Here is a 19058-nt window from a genome sequence, read left to right on the forward strand (position 1 = left end):
TTATTCTCGCGATGTCTCGATCTGATAATTTACTCACATCGATATTTAGATTCGATGTCAAATGATTTCGGGATAGGACAGCCCTGCGCCGTCTTTTTTTTCTCAATTAACCGTACACCCGATTATTCTAGATACATTAAGTGAACCAGTGGATGGCAGATAAGGTGCTGGTAATATATTCAGGTCAAGAATTGAACCAATGAGCGTTCGTCATTCCGATTTCAATAATAGGAAATTTATGAGAAATCCTTTTCCAATATCGTGACAATGACGGGCTAAGAAAAAACGGCTATGATTTTTAATTGGGAAACTGCGGAATGATACCTTCAGTAATTCCGATGAACGGGTGGGCTCCCGCAGGTCCAGGCTGTGGGCTGCCCCCATGGTCCAGGCCCCCTAGGGGGGCTATGGTATTCCGGGCCCTTTACGGGCTCCGATTGCCAATCCGGCGATCCTGATCCCGGGGGGAGGGGGCCGGGTGTCAACGGCCGGGAAAATTATTGTTTAAAATGCTTATTTTTCGAAAAATTGCGTTTAAAACGGGATTTGACCTGTTAAAATAGCGGGCTTGTACGGGCCGATGTTTTCCCGGCATAGTTCAGCCCGCCGGAAATGAAAGAAGGGGGGGTTTCCGGATCAGTTGTTCAGAGGGATACCAGAAATCATCAGCCCTGGCACAAAATCCAAATATCATCGTTCATAATAATGAACATATGTTCAAAAAAATGAGCGTTCTGGCTTCTCCCGCTCTTGAAACGCTGATATTCCTCGGCCGTCACCCGCGGGACAGTTATTATGTCCGGGAGCTGGCGAAGATCCTCTCTATCAGTACAGGTTCTGCGAGCGGCCAGCTCCGCACCCTGCAGGAGTCCGGGCTCGTGACAAGCGAGCAGAAAGGACGCACTCTTCTCTTCCGTGCAAACATCTCCAATCCGGTTGTCCGGGAAGCAAAAATTTTCGCAACCCTTCTGGAACTTTCACCGCTCATTTCCGCAGGAAAAGAATCAATCCTGCGGCTGATCCTTTTCGGCAGCTGTGCGACCGGGGAAGACACTGCGGAGAGCGACATCGATCTGTTCATCGAGACAACCGATCGCCCGGCAATGATTGCCCTCCTCTCACTGGCTAGTTCAGAGGTTTCGCGGAAAGTTTCCCCGGTCATCGTTTCTCCGGAGGAGTCGCTCCGGCTCCGTACGCGCGATCAGCCGCTGTTTGAGCGGATCCAGGCCGGGAAGATCCTTGCAGGTGAGCCGCTGTGAGGTACCGGTTCGATGAGTGCATCGAGCGGGGAAAGATTGTTCCAATCCCGATCGACCCTGAGCTTGCCGCAAAGGAATTCCGCGAAGCGGAAGCAGATCTTTCTGCTGCGGAGCGGTCGCTTGCAGAGCACCGGGAGAAATGGGCGATTATCCAGGGGTATTACTCGCTCTTCCATTCGCTCCGGGCCCTCGTGTTCCTGAAAGGCTACCGTGAGAAGAGTCACCGGTGCCTGAAGTATGCTGTTGAAGCGCTGCTCGTGGATGCGGGGGAATTGCCTTTGGAAGTGCTCGGGAAGTTTTCTTATGCAATGGATATCCGCGAAGGCGCCGATTACGGGTGCATTTATGATGAAGAGTCGGCCCGGATCGTTGTAGTGTCGGCACGAGAAGTATTCGAGAAGGTCAGGCCGTAAAGGGCAGGGAATCCTGCGGGGCAGACAATCCCTGCCGGTAAACCCCTCTTCGGCACCCTTGGGAGGGCTATGGTATTCCGGGCCCTTTGCGGGCTCCGATTGCCAATCCGGCGATCCCGATCACGGGGTGAGGGGGTCAGGTGTCAACGGCCGGAAAAATTATTGATTAAAAGGATTATTTTTCGAAAAAATGCGTTTAAAATGGGATTTGACCTGTTAAAATAGCGGGGCCTGTACGGGCCGATGTTTTCCCGGCGTAGTTCGGCCCACCGGAAATGAGAAAAGTGGGGTTTTCCGGATCCGGATATCCAAAAAATCACCGGAACTTCTCCACAATATTCCGGAAGAACCGCATATTCATCGATTCCGCAGGCACCGCAACCCCGGCCCGCCGCATCTGCTCCTTCCGGAGCGGCCAGTCGTAGAGGTTCACAAACTCCATGGCCCGCTCGGGATGCGGCATCAGGCCGAGCACCTTGCCGTCCGCGGACGTGATGCCGGCAATGTCTTCGAGCGAGCCGTTGGGATTGTACGGGTACTCGCCGTCCGCGGGGCTCAGGTCGTCCCGGCAGTACGTGAACGCGATCATCTTCCGGCGCCGGATCTTCTCCAGCGTCTCCTTTGAACACGAGAAGTTGCCTTCGCCATGGGAGACCGGGCAGTAAATCCGCTCGATGCCCTTTGTCCAGAGGTTCTCAGCCGCGGGCTTCAGGGTCACGAACCGGCACTCGAGCACGCCCTTCCGGTTGGGCATCAGGGCAATCTCGCGTTTGTATTTCCGGTCAAACGCCGGGACAAGGCCGAGGTTTGCCAGGATCTGGAAGCCGTTGCAGATCCCGAGCACGAGGTTGTCGCCGTCAAGGAACTCCTCCACGTCTTTCCAGAGGTTGTTCCGGACGCGGTTGGCATAGGCATTGCCCGCGCCGGTGTCGTCGCCGTACGAGAAACCGCCCGGGAAGACCAGCAGCCGGTAATCGGCCATGCTGAACCGGCCGTCGATGAGATCGTTGATGTGGACGATATCCGAACCCATGCCGGCACGGGCGAGCGCTTCCTGCGTCTCCATCTCGGAGTTGATGCCGTACCCGCTCATGATCAGGGCTTTCTCCGGGATCAGGTCCGGGCCTGCCGCTGCTTTTTTCGGGACAGCGGATTTCCGGACTTTTCTCGCGGGGCTCATGGTCAGTACCTCCCGAACGGCGCCTTGTAGGCTGCCTCGAGCTCGCTGACCGAAAGGTCGAGCACGGTCTTCTCCTGCGTTACCCGGAAGGACTTCCCGCGGACCCGGCCGAGCAGGTGCGCATCGCTCCCGAGCGCCTGTTCGAACGCCCGCTTGTGGTCCGGGGCAACCGTGACCACGAAACGGCCGAGCGATTCCGAGAAGAGGAAATAGTCCGGCCGCATGCTGTCGGGAATCGTGATGTCCATGCCGAGCCGGCCGGCAATGGCAACCTTGGCAAGGGCGATCCCGAGACCGCCGAGCGTGACCGGGAACGCGGATGCAACAAGGCCGTGCCGGATTGCACCGGCCAGTTTCCCGTACCGCTCCTTCATGCGTGCGGCATCGAGGGCCGGCACGGTGTTGCCAGTGAAGCCGAGGTGGGAGAAATACTCGGACCCGCCGAGTTCTTCGGCGGTCTCCCCGATCACGTACACGAGATCGCCGTCAATCTTTGCATCGAGCGAGACCGCCTGCGCCACGTCATCGTGGACCCCGATGGAGGAGATGAGCAGGGTCGGCGGCACGGACACCTTCACGGGATTGTCATCGGCATCGAAACCCGAGAAGTCGTTGAACATGCTGTCCTTTCCGGAGATGAAGGGAGTGCCGAACGCAGTCGCGGTATCGTAGCACCCGCGGGCTGCCAGTTTCAGCTGCCCGAGGCGTTCCGGTTCATCGGACGAACACCAGCAGAAGTTGTCGAGGATGGCGATCCTGGAAAGCGGGATTCCGAGCGCAACAAGGCCGCGGATCGCCGCATCGATCCCGGCGCAGGCCATGCGGTAGGGATCGATCTCGGAGTACGCGGGGAACATCGCCTGCGAGAGCCCGACGCCTTTCTTCGAACCGGGCACCACCTTTGTCAGGGTCGCAACCGACTGCACCCGGCCGGTTCCCTGGAGCGGGCCGAGCACGTGGCCGCCCTGCACCGCATGGTCGTACCGGGTCGAGATGTATTCCTTGGAGCAGATGTTCCTGCGCCGGAGCATGGCGAGGAGCGTGCTGTCCAGCCGGTCGGGGCAGGGCTGGCCGGGTTCCGGGAAGGTCTTCTTCGTGAACGTCGTCTTCAGGTGTTTCTTCGGCAGGCCGTCGTGCAGGAACGCGAGATCGATATCCATCACCGTGGCCCCGTGGTACTCGACAACGCACCGCCCGGTATCCGTGAACTCCCCGATAACGGTCGCCTCCACATCCCGGCGCTGCATCAGATCCATGAACGGCGCAAGGTTCTCTTTCGGGACCGCAAGCGTCATGCGCTCCTGCGACTCCGAGATCCAGATCTCCCATGGGGCCATGCCGGGGTACTTGAGCGGCACTGTGTCGAGCCGGACATGGCAGCCATTGCACTCCTTTGCCATCTCCGCAACCGAGCAGGAGATCCCCCCGGCGCCGTTGTCGGTGATGCTCCGGTACAGCCCGGCATCGCGGGCTTCCTTCACGATGACATCGGAGAACTTCTTCTGCGTGATCGGGTCGCCGATCTGGACCGCCGTCACCGGGCTTGCCGGGTCGAGCGCCTCGGAAGAGAACGTGGCGCCGTGGATGCCGTCCTTGCCCACGCGCCCGCCGATGACCACGATGAGATCGCCGGGCTCCGCCTTCTTCTCGTACAGCTTCCTCCCGGCATGTTCGCGGGGCATGATCCCGACCGTGCCGGCAAAGACGAGCGGCTTGCCGCTGTACCGGGCATCGCAGTATACGAACCCCTGCGGGGTCGGGATCCCCGAGCAGTTCCCGCCGACCCCGACACCGTGGACAACCCCGTCGAGAATCCTCCGGGGGGACAGGACCGGGTTCTGCCGGCCCTTCCCGCGGTATAATTTCGGGTCCGTATCGGGATCGCCGACACAGAAGCCGTACACGTTCATGCAGGGCTTTGCCCCGAGGCCGAAGCCGATGGTATCGCGGTTGACCCCCACGATCCCCGTGAGCGCCCCGCCGAACGGGTCGAGCGCGGACGGGGAGTTGTGCGTCTCGACCTTGTGGGTCACGATATACGTGTCGTCGAAGACAATGGCACCGGAGTTGTCGGAGAAGACCGAGACGCAGATATCGTCAGCCCCCCGCTCCTCCCGGATTTTATTGGTCGCGGCCTTGATGCAGGATTTATAGAGCCCCTCCGGCACGTCGTCATCCATCGCTGAGGCAAAGATGGTGTGCTTGCAGTGCTCGCTCCATGTCTGGGCAAGCGCTTCCAGTTCAACATCAGTCGGCTTCCGCCCCCGGCTCCGGAAATAATCCCGGATCGTGTGCAGCTGGTCGAGATCGAGGGCAAGCGGTCCCCGCCGCTGGCCGGTCACCGGGTCGCAGATCCCCTGCTTGCCGATCCGCAGGAGTTCGGCATCGTCAACATCCAGGTCCACGGTCTCGGCTGCGAGCCGCTCGTGCAGCCGCACTGCCGGGACAACAACATCCATCCCCTTCGTCCCGTATTCCTGCCGGGTCTTCCGGTGGACACGGTTCACGAGGGGGTTGGCGAGAGTGGAGGCCAGCCGTTTCAGCTCATCCTCCGGCAGGTTCCCGCAGACAAGGTAGAGCTGCGAGCTGTACACCGACTCGCCGTCGCCAAACTTCATGGAGAAGAAGTCCTCGATGGTCTGCCGGGCCGTTGCACCGATATTGTCGGTTACACCCGGCAGGAACCCGACCTCGATCGCATGATCGAACGGTATCCGCGTCGGTTCGTCCACAAGATACTCCTGCACAACCGGGTTTGCCAGCTGTTCACTGATCTGCACAAGCTCGTCGCGAGTGAAATCCCGGGCATCCGTTGCGATGGTATACACATCGACAAGGTGCAGTTCCTCAACGGCAAATCCCAGCGAGCGTATGCGATCGGTCCGGGTTTTCAGCCGCGGATCCAGAGAATAGCGGACTTCGATCCGGTGAACAGAGGCGGCCATTGTGTATGAGTTGATCGCAAATTACAAAATAGGTATCGTTATGAGACCTGCCGGAACAGGGTCATACGGCGTTCAGATCTCGTCCTTCCGCACGAGCCGGTAAAAGCCGGCGCCGATGACGATGAGGAGGAGGAGTACTGCGAGCACGACCTCGATCGCCGGCGGCCTCATCACCTTCCGGAGCCCCGTGGTATAATTCTGGTCCTGGCCTGCGGTGATATTCACGGTGGTCGAAAGGTCGTAATAATCATCCAGTTTCAGCAGGACCGTGTGCTCCCCCGGCGAAAGCCCGGGGATGGTTGCCGGGCTGACTCCCTTAAGGCTGCCGTCAACGGACACCTGCGCACCAGCCGGATCGGTGATGACCGTGAGGGACCCGGTCCTGGGCGCCGGTGCCGGTTTTGTTGAAACAACAAGGTTTGCATTGACCGCGGTGGTCTGTTTCGAACCAACGGAGATCGTCCGGTTGTACGGCTCATACCCGGTGTAGGTCAGGGAGATCTCGTGGTTCCCCGGCAGGACGTCCGGTATGATCACGGGCGTTGTCCCTTCGTACCGGCCGTCAAAGGTCACGGCAGCGCCATTCGGGACCGAGGTGACCGCAACCGACCCGTTCTCCTGCGGAGCGACCGTTGCCGGCACGGGAGTTGCCGGGGTTGTGGTTGTTGCATTGGCGGTGCTGTTCAGGAGGTTTGCCCGGACAAGGATCGTTTTTTCGGGATCGAGCGTGATACTGGTCGTGTAATCCTCGTACCCGGCCAGCGTGAGCCGGAGAACATGGTAGCCCGAGGGCGTGTCCTCGAGCGTCAGGGGAGTGACGCCCCTGAATGCGTTGTCGATGAAGACGCTGGCACCCTTCGGCTCGGTCGTGACGGCAAGCGTCCCCGACGGGACCGTGATGGTCACATAATGGCTCATGGTCGCCGTGCTGACCGTGCCCGTGCAGATATCCCGCGCTTCGAGCGTAACGGAGTAGAGACCGGCGGTCATGTACGTGTGGCGGGGATTCTGTGCCGGCGAGGTCGAGCCGTCGCCAAAGTCCCAGTGCCATGCATTGGCACCTGAGGAAGTGCTGGTGAACTGGACCGTCAGGGGGGCAATCCCGGTGAGCGGGGCGCCGTAAAATCCGGCCTGCGGCTGGGCCGGCGGGCAGCCATGCAGGACCGGCGTGTAATTCGGGGGTTCCGGCACGATCAGGGTATGGGTCCCCTCGATCCACCGGTCGCAGGCCGTCCCGGCGCGGTATTTCAGCAGGTAGGTGCCCGGGTAATTGTACGTGTGCGATGTGAAATCATTGAACCCGTAATAGGGAGGCTGCCCGTCGCCGAAGTCAAGATAGTACTGGGTCGGCGGGTCCCCGCCCGGGGAGGGATGTGCCGGGAAGAGGAAGGTCTCGGTGCAGGGAACAACCGCGGGCGACTGGTTGCACGCGCCGGTCTGGAAGGCCAGGGACTGGCTTTCCGGCGGCCCGTCGCAGGTGACCGCCGCCCCTGCGGCGCAGACCCCCGCAAGCATTACAAGAACGACAGCCGGGAGCCATCGCGTTGCATATGACAATGTCCGGTTCATGGCATATCCCGTTCCGGTATCCTCCCGCGAGATCGTACCCCGGCCCGGGAGGTTCCCCGGCCCGGCGATCACAGGCCCGGATAACTGTGTACAGTAGATGAAAGAACCGCCAGAAGATAATCGTTGTTGTTTATTACCATGGGATTCCAGGTCCCGGTCCGGTTTCAGCATCCCGGTCAGGCTCCAGCAACCCCGACCCCCGGATCCGGCCGGTTCCCGTACGGGATACTCCCGTTCCCGCAAACGCCTGCACAACCGTGTCACAAGCTAATTATTATGTTACGGTCTATATTGGGATCGGATGAGCTTTCCCAGGGAAATATCACGGGTGGAGCGCTGGCTCCTTGCAGTTGCGCTCATTTTCATCATCATCATCGCGCTCAAGACGATCTCGTTCATCGTGACCCTTTTTATGATGTCGCTGATCCTCACCCTGCTCTGCCAGCCTGCCATGGCGTGGCTGAAGCAGAGAGGATTGTCCGATTTTACCGCAACCCTGACCATCACCGTCATCGGGATCCTGATCGTCATGGGGTTCATCTTCTTTACCATGCTCTCCTTCAACTCCCTCATGGCAAGCCTGCCCCAGTACCAGACCGAGCTGAACACCCGTCTGAGCGATATCAACATCCTGCTTGACAAGTACGGCATCAATGTCTCGACCGACGGTCCGCCGGCCGTCAAGCTGGGCGATATCGTGCAGTACGGGTATTCCGGGTTCATCAGTATCCTCGAGTCTGTAGAATTCCTCTTCTTTGTCGGGGTGACCACCTTCTTCCTCCTCCTCGATGCGCCCCGTCTTGCCGCCCGGATGGAGGAATTCTTCGGCAAGGATTCGGAGTCCACGCGGCAGATGGGCCTCCTGACCGGCTACGTTACCGACTTCATTGTCGTGAGGACCGAGACCAATTTCATCCACGGCCTCCTCTTCGGGGGATTTCTGGGTATCATCGGAGTCCACGGGGCAATTCTCTGGGGCGTGCTCACGTTCCTGCTCGGGTATATCCCGTTCATCGGCCTTCTGATTGCCGCGATACCCGCCATCTTCTTTGCCTGGCTCCAGTTCGGCCTTCCGGGAGCGCTCGCGGTCATCGTTGCGGTCGGGGTCCTGAACCTTATCGTCGAGAACCCGATCTACTCCTTCCTTGCAGCCCGGAAATTCGAGATGCCCGCACTCATCATCATCCTCTCGGTCATCTTCTGGGGATGGCTGCTCGGCCTCGTTGGCATGCTCTTCTCGATCCCCTTCACGCTCCTCATGCTCCTCCTCTTTGAGATGATCGAGGAGCTGCGCTGGATCAACCGTGCGCTGGGCGTCAGCCACCTCTTCGAGGATCACCGGCACAAAACGTGTGAGGAAAAACCGGCTGAATGAGCCGGGCCGGAAGAGCTTTTTTTTCAATTAAAAATTTTTCACTCAGAAAAATCATTGTGTTATGCACGCAGCGGAATTTGTGAGGGGGGCCCCACTCTCGCTCAAAGAACGCTGATGCATTCAGGAGAAGATCGCAGACCTTCTCCTGAATCCGAAGGATTCTTCGCAGGGAGAGCCCCGATGAGTATCAGGCTTGCGATGCAGGACTGATTTGAAGAATCTATCAGGTTTCGAAGTGGCGAACGTCCGTAGCCCCATCACTATCAATATAATCCTTATCAGGTTTTCTCCAGAGCCCTGTATCCATCTCTTTCTGCCGGTTTGCAATTGAAGATATTGATATTGTGTTGCCCCTGGCCGGGAATGTGTCGATAGCGTAACGGTTGCCGATCCTTGTCATATCCTGCTGGTTTCCCGATACGATCGTCAATGAGGTCACTCCCGGTGTTCTTTTTAAGGAACAGACCGGGTATGGGAATCTTCCTTTCCGGATTATGAAATTCTCAGGAATTTTCGGATACTGCGTTATTGATATACAAATGCAAAGTAAAAAAGAAACGCATATAAACGATCTGGTATAATTAAATCCATTCACACGAACCGGCTCACCGGAGCATGAGGAAGTGATGAGCCGGTTCTCCCGAAGGCATGACATAACCAGCTTCTCCTGTCGTGAAGTATCCGGTCGTGCCCGACTATGATGTTGAACATGAGGAGGCACGAGCGTGGAAAAAAACCGCAATCCAATAATCTTTTGCATAGCGTTGAGTATTCTGACAATTATTTTTCCTGTCGCATGTGCAGATGATACCTATGAACAGGATTACCTCCGGGGAATGGAGATCACAACCCCGGAATCTGTAGCAAACACTTCTGCTGATCCACATGTCACATCGGATACATCCGGAATACGCCTGGCATCAGTCAGCCTTGACGGTGCGCCCACTGAAATGGATGGAGTCGAATGGCAGTTGCTGCTGGGCGGCAATTACGGGGACAGCCTGAACGATATCGAGGCGACCGATGACGGGGGATATATCGCTGCCGGGGCAACGGCTTCCACGAACGGGGATGTTCCACTGCCTTCACTGGGATCCAGCGATGCCTGGGTCGTGAAATTCAACAGTACCGGGGTAATAGAATGGCAGAAACGGTATGGCGGCGGAAATTACGACCAGGCGATGAGTATCGACAGAACACAGGACGGAGGCTATGTCTTTGCAGGGCGATCAGCATCGCCCGGGACGAATGGTGGCGACGATGTCTGGGTTGTGAAACTCGATAAAAACGGAACCCAGCAATGGCAGTCGTTCATGGGAGGCAGTTACAGCGATGTCGGGCACAGCATCCGGCAAACCCCTGATGGCGGCTACATTGTTGCCGGTGATACAACATCGAAGGATATTGAGACCGCGGGAAACGATGTCGGCGGGATATATGTTGCAAGACTGAATCCTTCCGGAACAGTTCTCTGGCAGAGGGCGATTGGTGGCAGCGGCTCTGACTATGGTAGCAGTATCATCCCGTCGGTCGAGGGGTATATCCTTGCCGGGTTCTCGGATTCAACAGATTTTGGTGCGGACCAGAGGAAAGGAGCTGACGATGTTATAGTGATGAAACTCGACGAGACGGGAGAGGAGGCCTGGATGAAAGGTATCGGAGGGATCGGATTCGATCGTACCGGATACGATAATGCTATCAGCCCTGCTCCGGGCGGCGGGTACATTCTCACGGCGCAGTCAACGTCCGGAGATATCGCGGACAATCACGGCAGTTACGACGCCCTTGTCGTGAGACTAAACGGCGATGGAACAGTGTACGAACAGAACCAGAAGAAGTGGCTGAAGATGTACGGCGGTTCGCACTGTGAGGTAACGGGCAGCGTCATCCCGCTCACTGACGGCGGATATATGCTCACCTCCATGGCATCATCGGGCCAGAGCGGCGATATATCGGAGAAGAACCACGGGGAACATGATATCTGGGTCGTGAGACTCGATGCCGACGGGAAGATTGTCTGGCAGAGACTCCTTGGCGGTAACAGGTGGGACCAGTCAACCAGTATCCGGGAAACTAGTGACGGCGGGTACATCTTTGCCGGATTTACCCAGTCATCCGACAGCGGGTATATCGGCACCAGCCACGGCTATGAGGACGCATGGGTTGTGAAACTCAATCCGGGCATGGCTGTGGACGTTCTGGATGCAGATACCAAGATGTGGGTGCCGAATGTCACCGTCACCCTCCATGACGTGGCACGCAACGAAGACCAGACTCTCTCAACGCTCATTAATGGCAGGGTCATTTTTTCTGATTCAGGTATTAATCATCAGTATAAACTGCTGAACGGGAGCAGATATACAATCAAGGCATCTGCGGAATATTACCGGAACAGTACTCCGGTGGATATCACCTACTCCGGTGACGGGCAGCGTGTGATTATTAATCTGACGCCGCTCATTGCGAATTACACGAAATCGTTCTCGATAACGTGTATTGAACACTACGATAATATCTGCGGAAAAGATGGAATTTGTTCGATATCCGGGACACTCGATGAATGCGATTACGTCGCGTCAGCGTTGAGTGAAGCCGGATATAAAATGAACTTTTATCATAAGGATGGAGAGGTAACGGAAAAGGATTTTGCTACGGATTCTTCTTATTCAGGAAATAATATCACTGAATCGGCGTTCCACTATCATTCGGGACACGGATCTTCGTATCTCGATGATCACGGAAAATGGGTATCGTTGGTTCAGTTAAAAGGTTTTAATTATCCTGATTATATTACGGGATGGAATCAAATCCGGGCAACAGATGTTAAAAATGAATGGGGAGGGCAAAATAAATGGGTTGCAATTCAATCGTGTAAAATTCTTCAAGATGAAAATTGGTGGAAACCATTGAAGACATCCCATGGTATACTCGGATATTCAACGTCAATACCGGTAAATAGCTCATTCTCCTCAGTTTTTCTTAGTTATTCCCTCAATAAAACTAAAAACATGACAATATCATCTGCATATAAACAAGCAACACGGGATACTTGGTATGATGATAATGTTACCGCTGTAATATTAACAAAAACAAAAAAACAATATGAAAATGACCAATTCCCCGGAATTGGATATTTAGAATCTGATGGGGATCCAAACAGTACTGATTATTTTATTAAGCATTGGAAATGCAGGAGTGATCTAGAATGGTAAATGATCGATGGTACATCTTCATTGTAGCAGTCGTTCTGGTTTTATTGGGGATCGCAATATTTTTTTTTACAGGGATGTTCCATACGTTATTCACACCCCATACATCTTATAAAACACCAACAGGAATTATTACAATTTGGATTCCGTTACCTGATACCCCCCAAAATATTTCAAGATTCCATGTCGTTTCCCAGGAAAATGATACTGCATATTATTCGGTGACAAATCTGGAACAAACCCGATTAAATGTTACATCGGAGATTGATTCTCCTCAGGTTGCTCAAACTGTTCTTAAGGATTATGGTGGTTTACCTGAAGAGGCAATACTCATTTATAATAAGACAGAATATCTCGAAGAAAAATCTGGGACTACTCATCAGGTGATAGCAAGCTATCCCATATCCACCAATGTCCAGTTTGGCCGTAAACTCAATGGTATTCCTGTGACTGGAGAGGGTGGATTCATTAATATTGACCTGGGCACTGATGGCGAACTGCTTTACCTGAACAAGGTCTGGAGAACCGTCGAACCAGCCGGAACGGAAAAGATCATTCCTATTTCAAAGGCCATAGAAAGACTCGGTCAGGGAGAGGTACTAAATCCTAAGAAATGTTTCTGCGACCTGAACGTCGATCGGATATATATCGCCTACTGGGAAAAAGGGGCTGGCGTACCGCAGGAGTATCTGGATCCGGTATGGGTTTTCTCTGGCACAACAGATTCCGGGGAAGTAATCAATTACAAGGTTTATGCCCGCGATGGTCCGGATCCCCGTTTCCCGGCCGAAACTCAACACAATATTAAGGATTACAGTAGAAGGGACTATCTTTTAGTTACTCCGCCGGATCATTTGCCCGATGGCTTACCGGAAACGAACGGACCTTCGAATATCACGGAAAATTCCGGGAATATCTCTTAATAAAGAGGCGAAAAATGAGCCAGATTTCATCACCCTTCGTAGCGGGCATCATCTTATTAACCCTCATTTGGGTAGTATCTCCGACACTGGGTCTCGCTGAAGATGACAGTATCTCATATCCTATAGGTACCGTGAATATCACTGCGACAATTCCGGATTCCCCGAACCAACTAATAGCGTATCGGATTATTTCTGATCCCAATAACATAGCGTATTATTCAGTAACCGATCTCGAAAAAGTACGATCGAACGTGACAACTGAATCCGATGGCCCCCAGGTTGCTTCAAATATTCTCACCAGATATGGGGGACTTCCTCTGGATGCAGTTCTGGTAACATCGGAAACGGAATATCTTATAGAAATGAATGGGACGACACATGAGGAGATTTCTCGTTATCCCGTATGTACAAATGTTCAATTCGGCAGAAAAATCAATGACATACCCGTTGTTGGCAACGGGGCTTTTATTAACATCGATCTTGGAGATAATGGTGATTTGCTCTATCTCAATAAAGTCTGGCGAACTGTTACTCCTGACGGCAACCTGTCAATTATTCCGGTTTCCGCTGCCATCAATAAACTACAACGGGGTATTATCCTGAATCCAAAGAAGTATCCTTATAACATCAATATCACAAAAATCCGGCTTGGTTATTATGAAAAAGGACGTGGCGAAGGTCAGGAATACCTTGAACCGGTATGGCTTTTCCGGGGAACAGATGATGCGGGAGATCCAATTAAGTATTACGTCTACGCCCGCCAGTTCGCCAACTTCACCGTTTACCCGTCGACCGAAGTGACAAAGTACCAGCCCGTATACTTCGTGGACCAGTCCGAGACGAACGTCACGCGATGGTTCTGGGATTTCGGGGACGGGACCAACTCAACGGAACAGAATCCCGGGCATCTTTACCGGACCGGAGGCAATTACACGGTCAACCTTACAGTCTGGAACGCCATGGGCAGCGACACGATCTCGCGGCCGGAATATATTTGGGTGAACTACGGAGGTGCTGCGCCCGTAGCAAATTTCTCATCGAATTATTCATGGGTTAATCACTATCCGCCGCTTGCTATTACCTTCTCCGATACATCAGGCGGAACCAATCTCACCCGGTACTGGGATTTTGGCGACGGGACGAATTCGACTGATGTGAATCCGGTCCATCTTTATACGCTCCCGGATGACATGTTTTATTCCTATTATCTCGTCAATCTTACTGTAAATGACGAGGTCGGGAGGGTATCGTCATATTCGGATTATATCTTTGTCCAGATCAACCTGACTCCGGATTTTACTGCCGAACCCCGGATTGCCGGTGTAAATGAAACCATTACCTTCACAGACCTCACCCCAAGGGGGAACTGGACATATGGTCACCATAACCAGTCCTACTGTCAGTATTGGGATTTCGGGGACGGGACACAGGAGTTCTGGTGGCCCGGTAACCATCAGATATATGAAACACCGCCGGTTTCTGTGACTCATGAATTCCAGGATGCCGGTAATTTTACCATCAGTCTCTCCACAGATCAGACAAACGACTGTGAGAGCATGACAACAACCAGTAAAAATATCACAATCCTGTCAAATGTCACACCCCTCAAACCAGAGTTTTCCGCGAATGTTACCCGTGGAAGAACTCCGCTGGCAGTTGGATTCGCTGATGAATCCGAAGGCTCGCCAACGCACTGGAACTGGAGCTTCGGCGACGGTACCTGGTCCGATGACGAGAACCCGGACCATTTTTACTCAGCTGCCGGAACATATACGGTCTCATTAACCGCATCCAATCCATATGAAGAAAACACGTCGACTAAAGTCGGTTACATCACAGTCTATGATCCCCTGCCGCCGGTTGCCAATTTCACCGCAAATGTCACCTCCGGTTATGAACCTCTCGCTGTTGCCTTCACAGACATCTCGGCGAACGGCCCGGAGCAATGGAACTGGTCGTTCGGTGACGGGGCGTACTCTGCCGAACAATATCCCGTCCATGAATATCTTCGCCCGGGGGTGTATTCGGTTTCCCTGGAAATTGCCAGTGAGTACGGCACGGATACGATGATCCGGACGGATTATATCACGGTGATCGGGGCATACCCGACAGAGACCATCTCGGTGCCCCCGCCCCTGCCACCGGAAGCAGATTTCACCGGCGCGCCGGTCTCCGGAAAAGTACCCCTGACTGTACAATTCAACGATAAATCATTCAATTATCCGATAATATGGTTCTGGGATTTTGGCGACGGGACAACCGGCACGGTGAAAGATCCGATCCATACCTATACCTCGGCAGGGAGTTACACCGTATCCCTCAACGCGACAAACAACGAAGGAATGAATACAACAGTTAAAACCGACTACATCACCGTCCTCCCCCTTACAGTTCCGGTTGCCGGCTTCTCGGCCAACACGACATCCGGCAATGCTCCGCTCGCAGTCGGTTTCACAGATGAATCTACCGGATCGCCGGAGAGCTGGTCATGGTCGTTCGGTGACGGCACAACATCCGACGACCAGAACCCGGAGCACGTCTATTCCGGGACGGGAACGTATACCGTCTCACTGACGGTTACCAGCCCGGACGGCAGCAACACAACAACGAAGACTGAATACATCACCGTAACGACAAACGTCCCGCCACCGGTCGCAAACTTCACCGGTAAACCCACCTGTGGTAAGGCACCACTGTCAGTGAAGTTCTCCGACGCTTCTACCGGGAATCCGACGAGACGGTTCTGGGACTTCGGCGATGGCACGAATGCAACAGAGCAGAACCCGGTCCACGTCTATACCTCGAGAGGAAAATATACCGTCACACTGACCGCAGCCAATGCCGGCGGGAGCGATACAAAGACAAGGATCGATTATATTTCCGTCAGCGGCACGGTAAAACCACCCGTCGCGAACTTCTACAGCAAGCCCACTTCCGGCAAGGCCCCGCTGTTTGTGAAGTTCACTGACACTTCTTACGGTTCGCCAACAGGCTGGTACTGGGACTTTGGCGACAACACGAATGCAACAGACCGTAATCCGGTCCACAGTTACGCAACTCCTGGCAGATATTCGGTATCGCTCACCGTCACGAATTCCGCAGGAAGTAACACGAAGACACGGACAGAATATATCACCGTGAAGGGATCACCGCCGCCTGCCGCGAACTTCTATGGCAAGCCAACGTCTGGCAAGACCCCACTTTCCGTGAAATTCACGGACACCTCAACCGGTAATCCGACAGAATGGCTCTGGGACTTCGGTGACGGGACAACCGATACCGTTCGGCACCCGATCCACAGGTATCTTGCTTCCGGAAAGTATACTGTCTCGCTCACGACATCCAATGCTGCAGGCAACACTACGAAGATAAGGACTGACTACATCACTGTGAAAAGCGTATCCCCCACGCCCACACATACCTGTACAACGAAACCGACGACGACAGCCACACAATCGCAGTGCGAGCCGTACGAAATCCCGCAGGTCACCGGCACAACGGAGAACGGGATGATCCGTCTTGACTGGGACGTCATCATGAATCCATGCCTGCAGGGTTACAAGGTTGTGATCTCGAAGAACAACCCGAATCCCAAATACCCGGATGATGGATATATGTTCTGGATCACCGACCGGAACAGGAATTTTTCTGTTGTCAGCAGCACGGATCATTACAATGGCGGCGACTTTGGCGGGTATCTCCGGCCGGGTCAGACATATTACTTCAGTATAACGGCGGTATATACTGATACAAAGGTCGCCGGCAACGTGGTCATGCAGGAATACCCGGTGTGAGAATAAGAGAAATCGAAAACCCTCTTTTTCATTTTCTACAGTGAGGAATAATCCGTTTACCAGAAAAAAAATTGCCTTCTTACCGACTCACTCCCTGACCCGCACCCACATTGCACTCTCCCAGTCCAGCGTAACCGTTGCGCTGCCAAGGGCACGCCCGGATGCCGTATCTGTCGCGGTCACGGTTATCGTCACCGGAGTTGCCGTCGATGTCGTGGGATCGGTAAACGACCAGTAAATCTTCTCTCCATGATTTTGTGCGGTCCGGCCCAGTTCGTTCACAGTGAAATCCGGGGAATTCCACGACAGGAACTGCCCGTAGGTTGTGCTCCAGGTAAATGTGGCGTTCGCTCTACTGGATCCGGAGACAACCGGCTCGAGCCCGATGCCGGGAGCAGAGGAGAGTATGGGGGAATATCGTTTCGGGGACGAACTGATCGTAATATTCGTACCTCCCGCAGGTGACGGGACACCTTTTCCTGCAGGAATAATACTGCATTTTCCGTCAGTGCAGCCGCAGGTGCCTGCACCGCAGTCGAGCGGTCCCGCACAGACGGCCGTGCACATCATGTCGCATACCTGTGCCTGCGATGCCGGGATGCACTGTGTCGGGTGGCAGCAGCCGGCCGGGACGCAGTCCTCGGCGCGGGTGCATTCTGCTCCCGGTACGGGAACAGGGGAAGATACCGGTGCCGGTGTTTCCGGTATTGCGGGGCTTGTCACGGTCCCGTATGGAGCAGCGGGCTGGGTCGTGCAACCGGCAAGAAGAACGGACGCAATGCAGATGATGAGAATGGTGCTGACGCGAAAGTTCATACAGGTATGAGGGTTCCCGTATCTGATAAATACGGCGATGACTGCGGTTTTTTTCGCACCCAGTGTCCCGGTTCTGTCGCATCCTGTGTGCCCGTGATCCGGGCCGGAATCACAAAAGACCGTTTTCGCACTGCGGAAATCGTTGGTGATGTGACGAGATTACCCCCGTGCGCCAGCCCTGCGGCAGAAGAGCCTTATGGCTCTTTTCCTGATTTGGCACTGTAGAAAACCTCCCGGGATGCAGCAATAGATCGGGATGGGACCACGGGCGCCCGGGGGCTGTCGACCGTGGAGCATGAGCTTATCCGGGTGTCTAAAAAATGATAGAATATGGGGTTCTGGGGGGCTTGTCCCCTTGGGCTGGCTCCCCTCCGGGGGAGAGAGGGGGTCACCCTCGCAATTCCACTGAGTGCGTTGCAGGAAGGGATTTCTCCAGAGCACCTGATTTGATTCGGGTCTGATGATTCTCAGCCCCCGCGGAGGGAGGAAGCGCTCAGGATTCCCGGCATTACCTGTCATCAGCCTCCCTGATCCCGGGGTACGATCATGAAGCACTGTCCTGACGGGGATGCCACAGCGGCGGGGGCAGAAGCCGGCATGGCGGCTCCCCCAGGAGCCTCAGAATCGGAAGTTTTCTCCGGATCAGAATTTTTATAAAACACAGTATCGAATGGATAACCTGATGACGAATCCGTATCCCCCCTTCCAAAAACGCCCGGTTGCAGTATTCCTGCTTGCACTGGTTGCCCTGATGCTGATTGCCGGCGGATGCACATCCGGATCGCAGCAGCAGGCAAACACACCCTCACCGGTCGCTGCCGCACAGACGAGCAGCAGCCGTATCCATATCACCTATACCGGCAGCCCGGCAACAACGAACCTGCTCGAACTGGAAGCAACCGTTACCGACAGTTCGGGAAAGACCCAGACCAAATCGATCGGTGACCGCTTTTCAACAACCCCGCTCCGGTTCGGGGCAACGCTGGATATCGATGGATCGTTTGCCGGTAACGACCGCCTGCTGGTTACCGGGTATTTCATGGACGGATCGCAGCAGCACATGCTGGATACAACCATCTGACCTTTTTCTGTCGGAGCGATACGCTGCCGGTTCCCGTGCTCGGGCGTCAGGCAGCTTTTTTCAGGGTAAAGTGGATGGAAGCCCCGGTACCGGACCTGCCGGGCACGGCGTCCCCGGCCCGGATGCTGCCGCCGTAACTTTCGACAAGGGAGCGGACAATGAAGAGCCCGAGCCCCTTCCCGCTCTTCGTGCTCTTCCCCTTTTTGAACCGGTCGAAGACAACAGGTTTTAACTCATCGTCGATACCGGGGCCGTTGTCGGTCACCGTCACCTCCACCATCTCCCCGGCATCCTTCACATCGATACTGATGACCGCATGTATCCCGGAGAATTTTGCACTGTTCCCGATCAGGTTGATGAAGACCTGCCGGACAAGGGAGTCGGCAAGGACAACCGCCTGTGTCCCCCCGTAGCTGATGGTCGTATTCGGGAACTGACGGATCGATTCCCGGATGATCTCATCCAGAGGCATCGGCTTGAGCGCCTCCCGCCGC

13 protein-coding genes are annotated in these 19058 nt (G+C 54.9%); 7 read left to right on the forward strand and 6 right to left on the reverse strand.

The features are described 5' to 3' along the window. The first annotated feature begins 725 nt into the window (after positions 1-725). Together A4E33_RS09655 and A4E33_RS09660 are read left to right on the forward strand one after the other, a co-directional pair. A complete protein-coding gene (locus A4E33_RS09655; protein ID WP_292347639.1) occupies positions 726-1259 on the forward strand; it encodes a nucleotidyltransferase domain-containing protein in 534 nt (177 codons plus the stop codon). Beyond that, positions 1256-1672, forward strand: a complete 417-nt coding sequence (locus A4E33_RS09660; protein ID WP_292347641.1) for a HEPN domain-containing protein — start codon at positions 1256-1258, stop codon at positions 1670-1672. The genes A4E33_RS09655 and A4E33_RS09660 overlap by 4 nt, the downstream gene beginning before the upstream one ends. 316 nt (positions 1673-1988) lie before the next feature. On the opposite strand, the gene A4E33_RS09665 is transcribed toward A4E33_RS09660, so the two are convergent. The 3 genes from A4E33_RS09665 to A4E33_RS09675 all read right to left on the reverse strand — a co-directional run bounded on the left by A4E33_RS09665 (position 1989) and on the right by A4E33_RS09675 (position 7438). Then, a complete protein-coding gene (locus A4E33_RS09665; RefSeq protein WP_292347643.1) occupies positions 1989-2852 on the reverse strand; it encodes a phosphoribosylformylglycinamidine synthase subunit PurQ in 864 nt (287 codons plus the stop codon). A 2-nt stretch (positions 2853-2854) separates the two neighbouring features. Further along, positions 2855-5797, reverse strand: coding sequence for an AIR synthase-related protein (locus A4E33_RS09670; protein WP_292347645.1), 2943 nt, complete (start codon positions 5795-5797; stop codon positions 2855-2857). A gap of 72 nt (positions 5798-5869) precedes the next feature. Further along, on the reverse strand, positions 5870-7438 hold the full coding sequence (locus A4E33_RS09675; protein WP_292347647.1) for a PEGA domain-containing protein: 1569 nt from the start codon (positions 7436-7438) through the stop codon (positions 5870-5872). Positions 7439-7667: 229 nt separating this feature from the next. On the opposite strand from A4E33_RS09675, the gene A4E33_RS09680 reads away from it, so the two are divergent. Beyond that, entirely contained in the window at positions 7668-8741 is a 1074-nt protein-coding gene (locus tag A4E33_RS09680; RefSeq protein ID WP_292347648.1) for an AI-2E family transporter, read from the forward strand. Positions 8742-8964: 223 nt separating this feature from the next. Here the strand turns inward: A4E33_RS09680 and A4E33_RS09685 are convergent, their stop codons facing one another. After that, a complete protein-coding gene (locus tag A4E33_RS09685) occupies positions 8965-9141 on the reverse strand; it encodes a hypothetical protein (RefSeq protein WP_292347650.1) in 177 nt (58 codons plus the stop codon). 325 nt (positions 9142-9466) lie between these two features. On the opposite strand from A4E33_RS09685, the gene A4E33_RS09690 reads away from it, so the two are divergent. The 3 genes from A4E33_RS09690 to A4E33_RS09700 all read left to right on the forward strand — a co-directional run bounded on the left by A4E33_RS09690 (position 9467) and on the right by A4E33_RS09700 (position 16667). Beyond that, entirely contained in the window at positions 9467-11953 is a 2487-nt protein-coding gene (locus A4E33_RS09690) for a hypothetical protein (protein WP_292347651.1), read from the forward strand. Beyond that, the gene (locus A4E33_RS09695; RefSeq protein WP_292347653.1) at positions 11947-12873 is read left to right on the forward strand and encodes a hypothetical protein; all 927 of its coding nucleotides are present in this window, start codon (positions 11947-11949) and stop codon (positions 12871-12873) included. Before A4E33_RS09690 ends, A4E33_RS09695 begins: the two co-directional genes overlap by 7 nt. 497 nt (positions 12874-13370) lie before the next feature. Continuing rightward, complete coding sequence (locus A4E33_RS09700; protein ID WP_292347654.1) at positions 13371-16667, forward strand: PKD domain-containing protein; 3297 nt, start codon at positions 13371-13373, stop codon at positions 16665-16667. 87 nt (positions 16668-16754) lie between these two features. On the opposite strand, the gene A4E33_RS09705 is transcribed toward A4E33_RS09700, so the two are convergent. Next, the gene (locus A4E33_RS09705) at positions 16755-17483 is read right to left on the reverse strand and encodes a hypothetical protein (RefSeq protein WP_292347656.1); all 729 of its coding nucleotides are present in this window, start codon (positions 17481-17483) and stop codon (positions 16755-16757) included. A 682-nt stretch (positions 17484-18165) separates the two neighbouring features. Between A4E33_RS09705 and A4E33_RS09710 the strand changes: the two genes are divergently transcribed. Then, positions 18166-18564 carry a hypothetical protein gene (locus tag A4E33_RS09710; RefSeq protein WP_292347658.1) on the forward strand — a complete coding sequence of 133 codons (399 nt, stop codon included), beginning with the start codon at positions 18166-18168 and terminating at the stop codon, positions 18562-18564. Positions 18565-18610: 46 nt separating this feature from the next. Here A4E33_RS09710 and A4E33_RS09715 read toward each other — a convergent pair. Further along, positions 18611-19058: sensor histidine kinase KdpD (locus A4E33_RS09715; RefSeq protein WP_292347659.1), on the reverse strand; the 448-nt coding region annotated here is incomplete at its 5' end.

The sequence above is a fragment of the Methanoregula sp. PtaB.Bin085 genome (genome assembly GCF_002067035.1).
GTDB lineage: Archaea > Halobacteriota > Methanomicrobia > Methanomicrobiales > Methanospirillaceae > Methanoregula.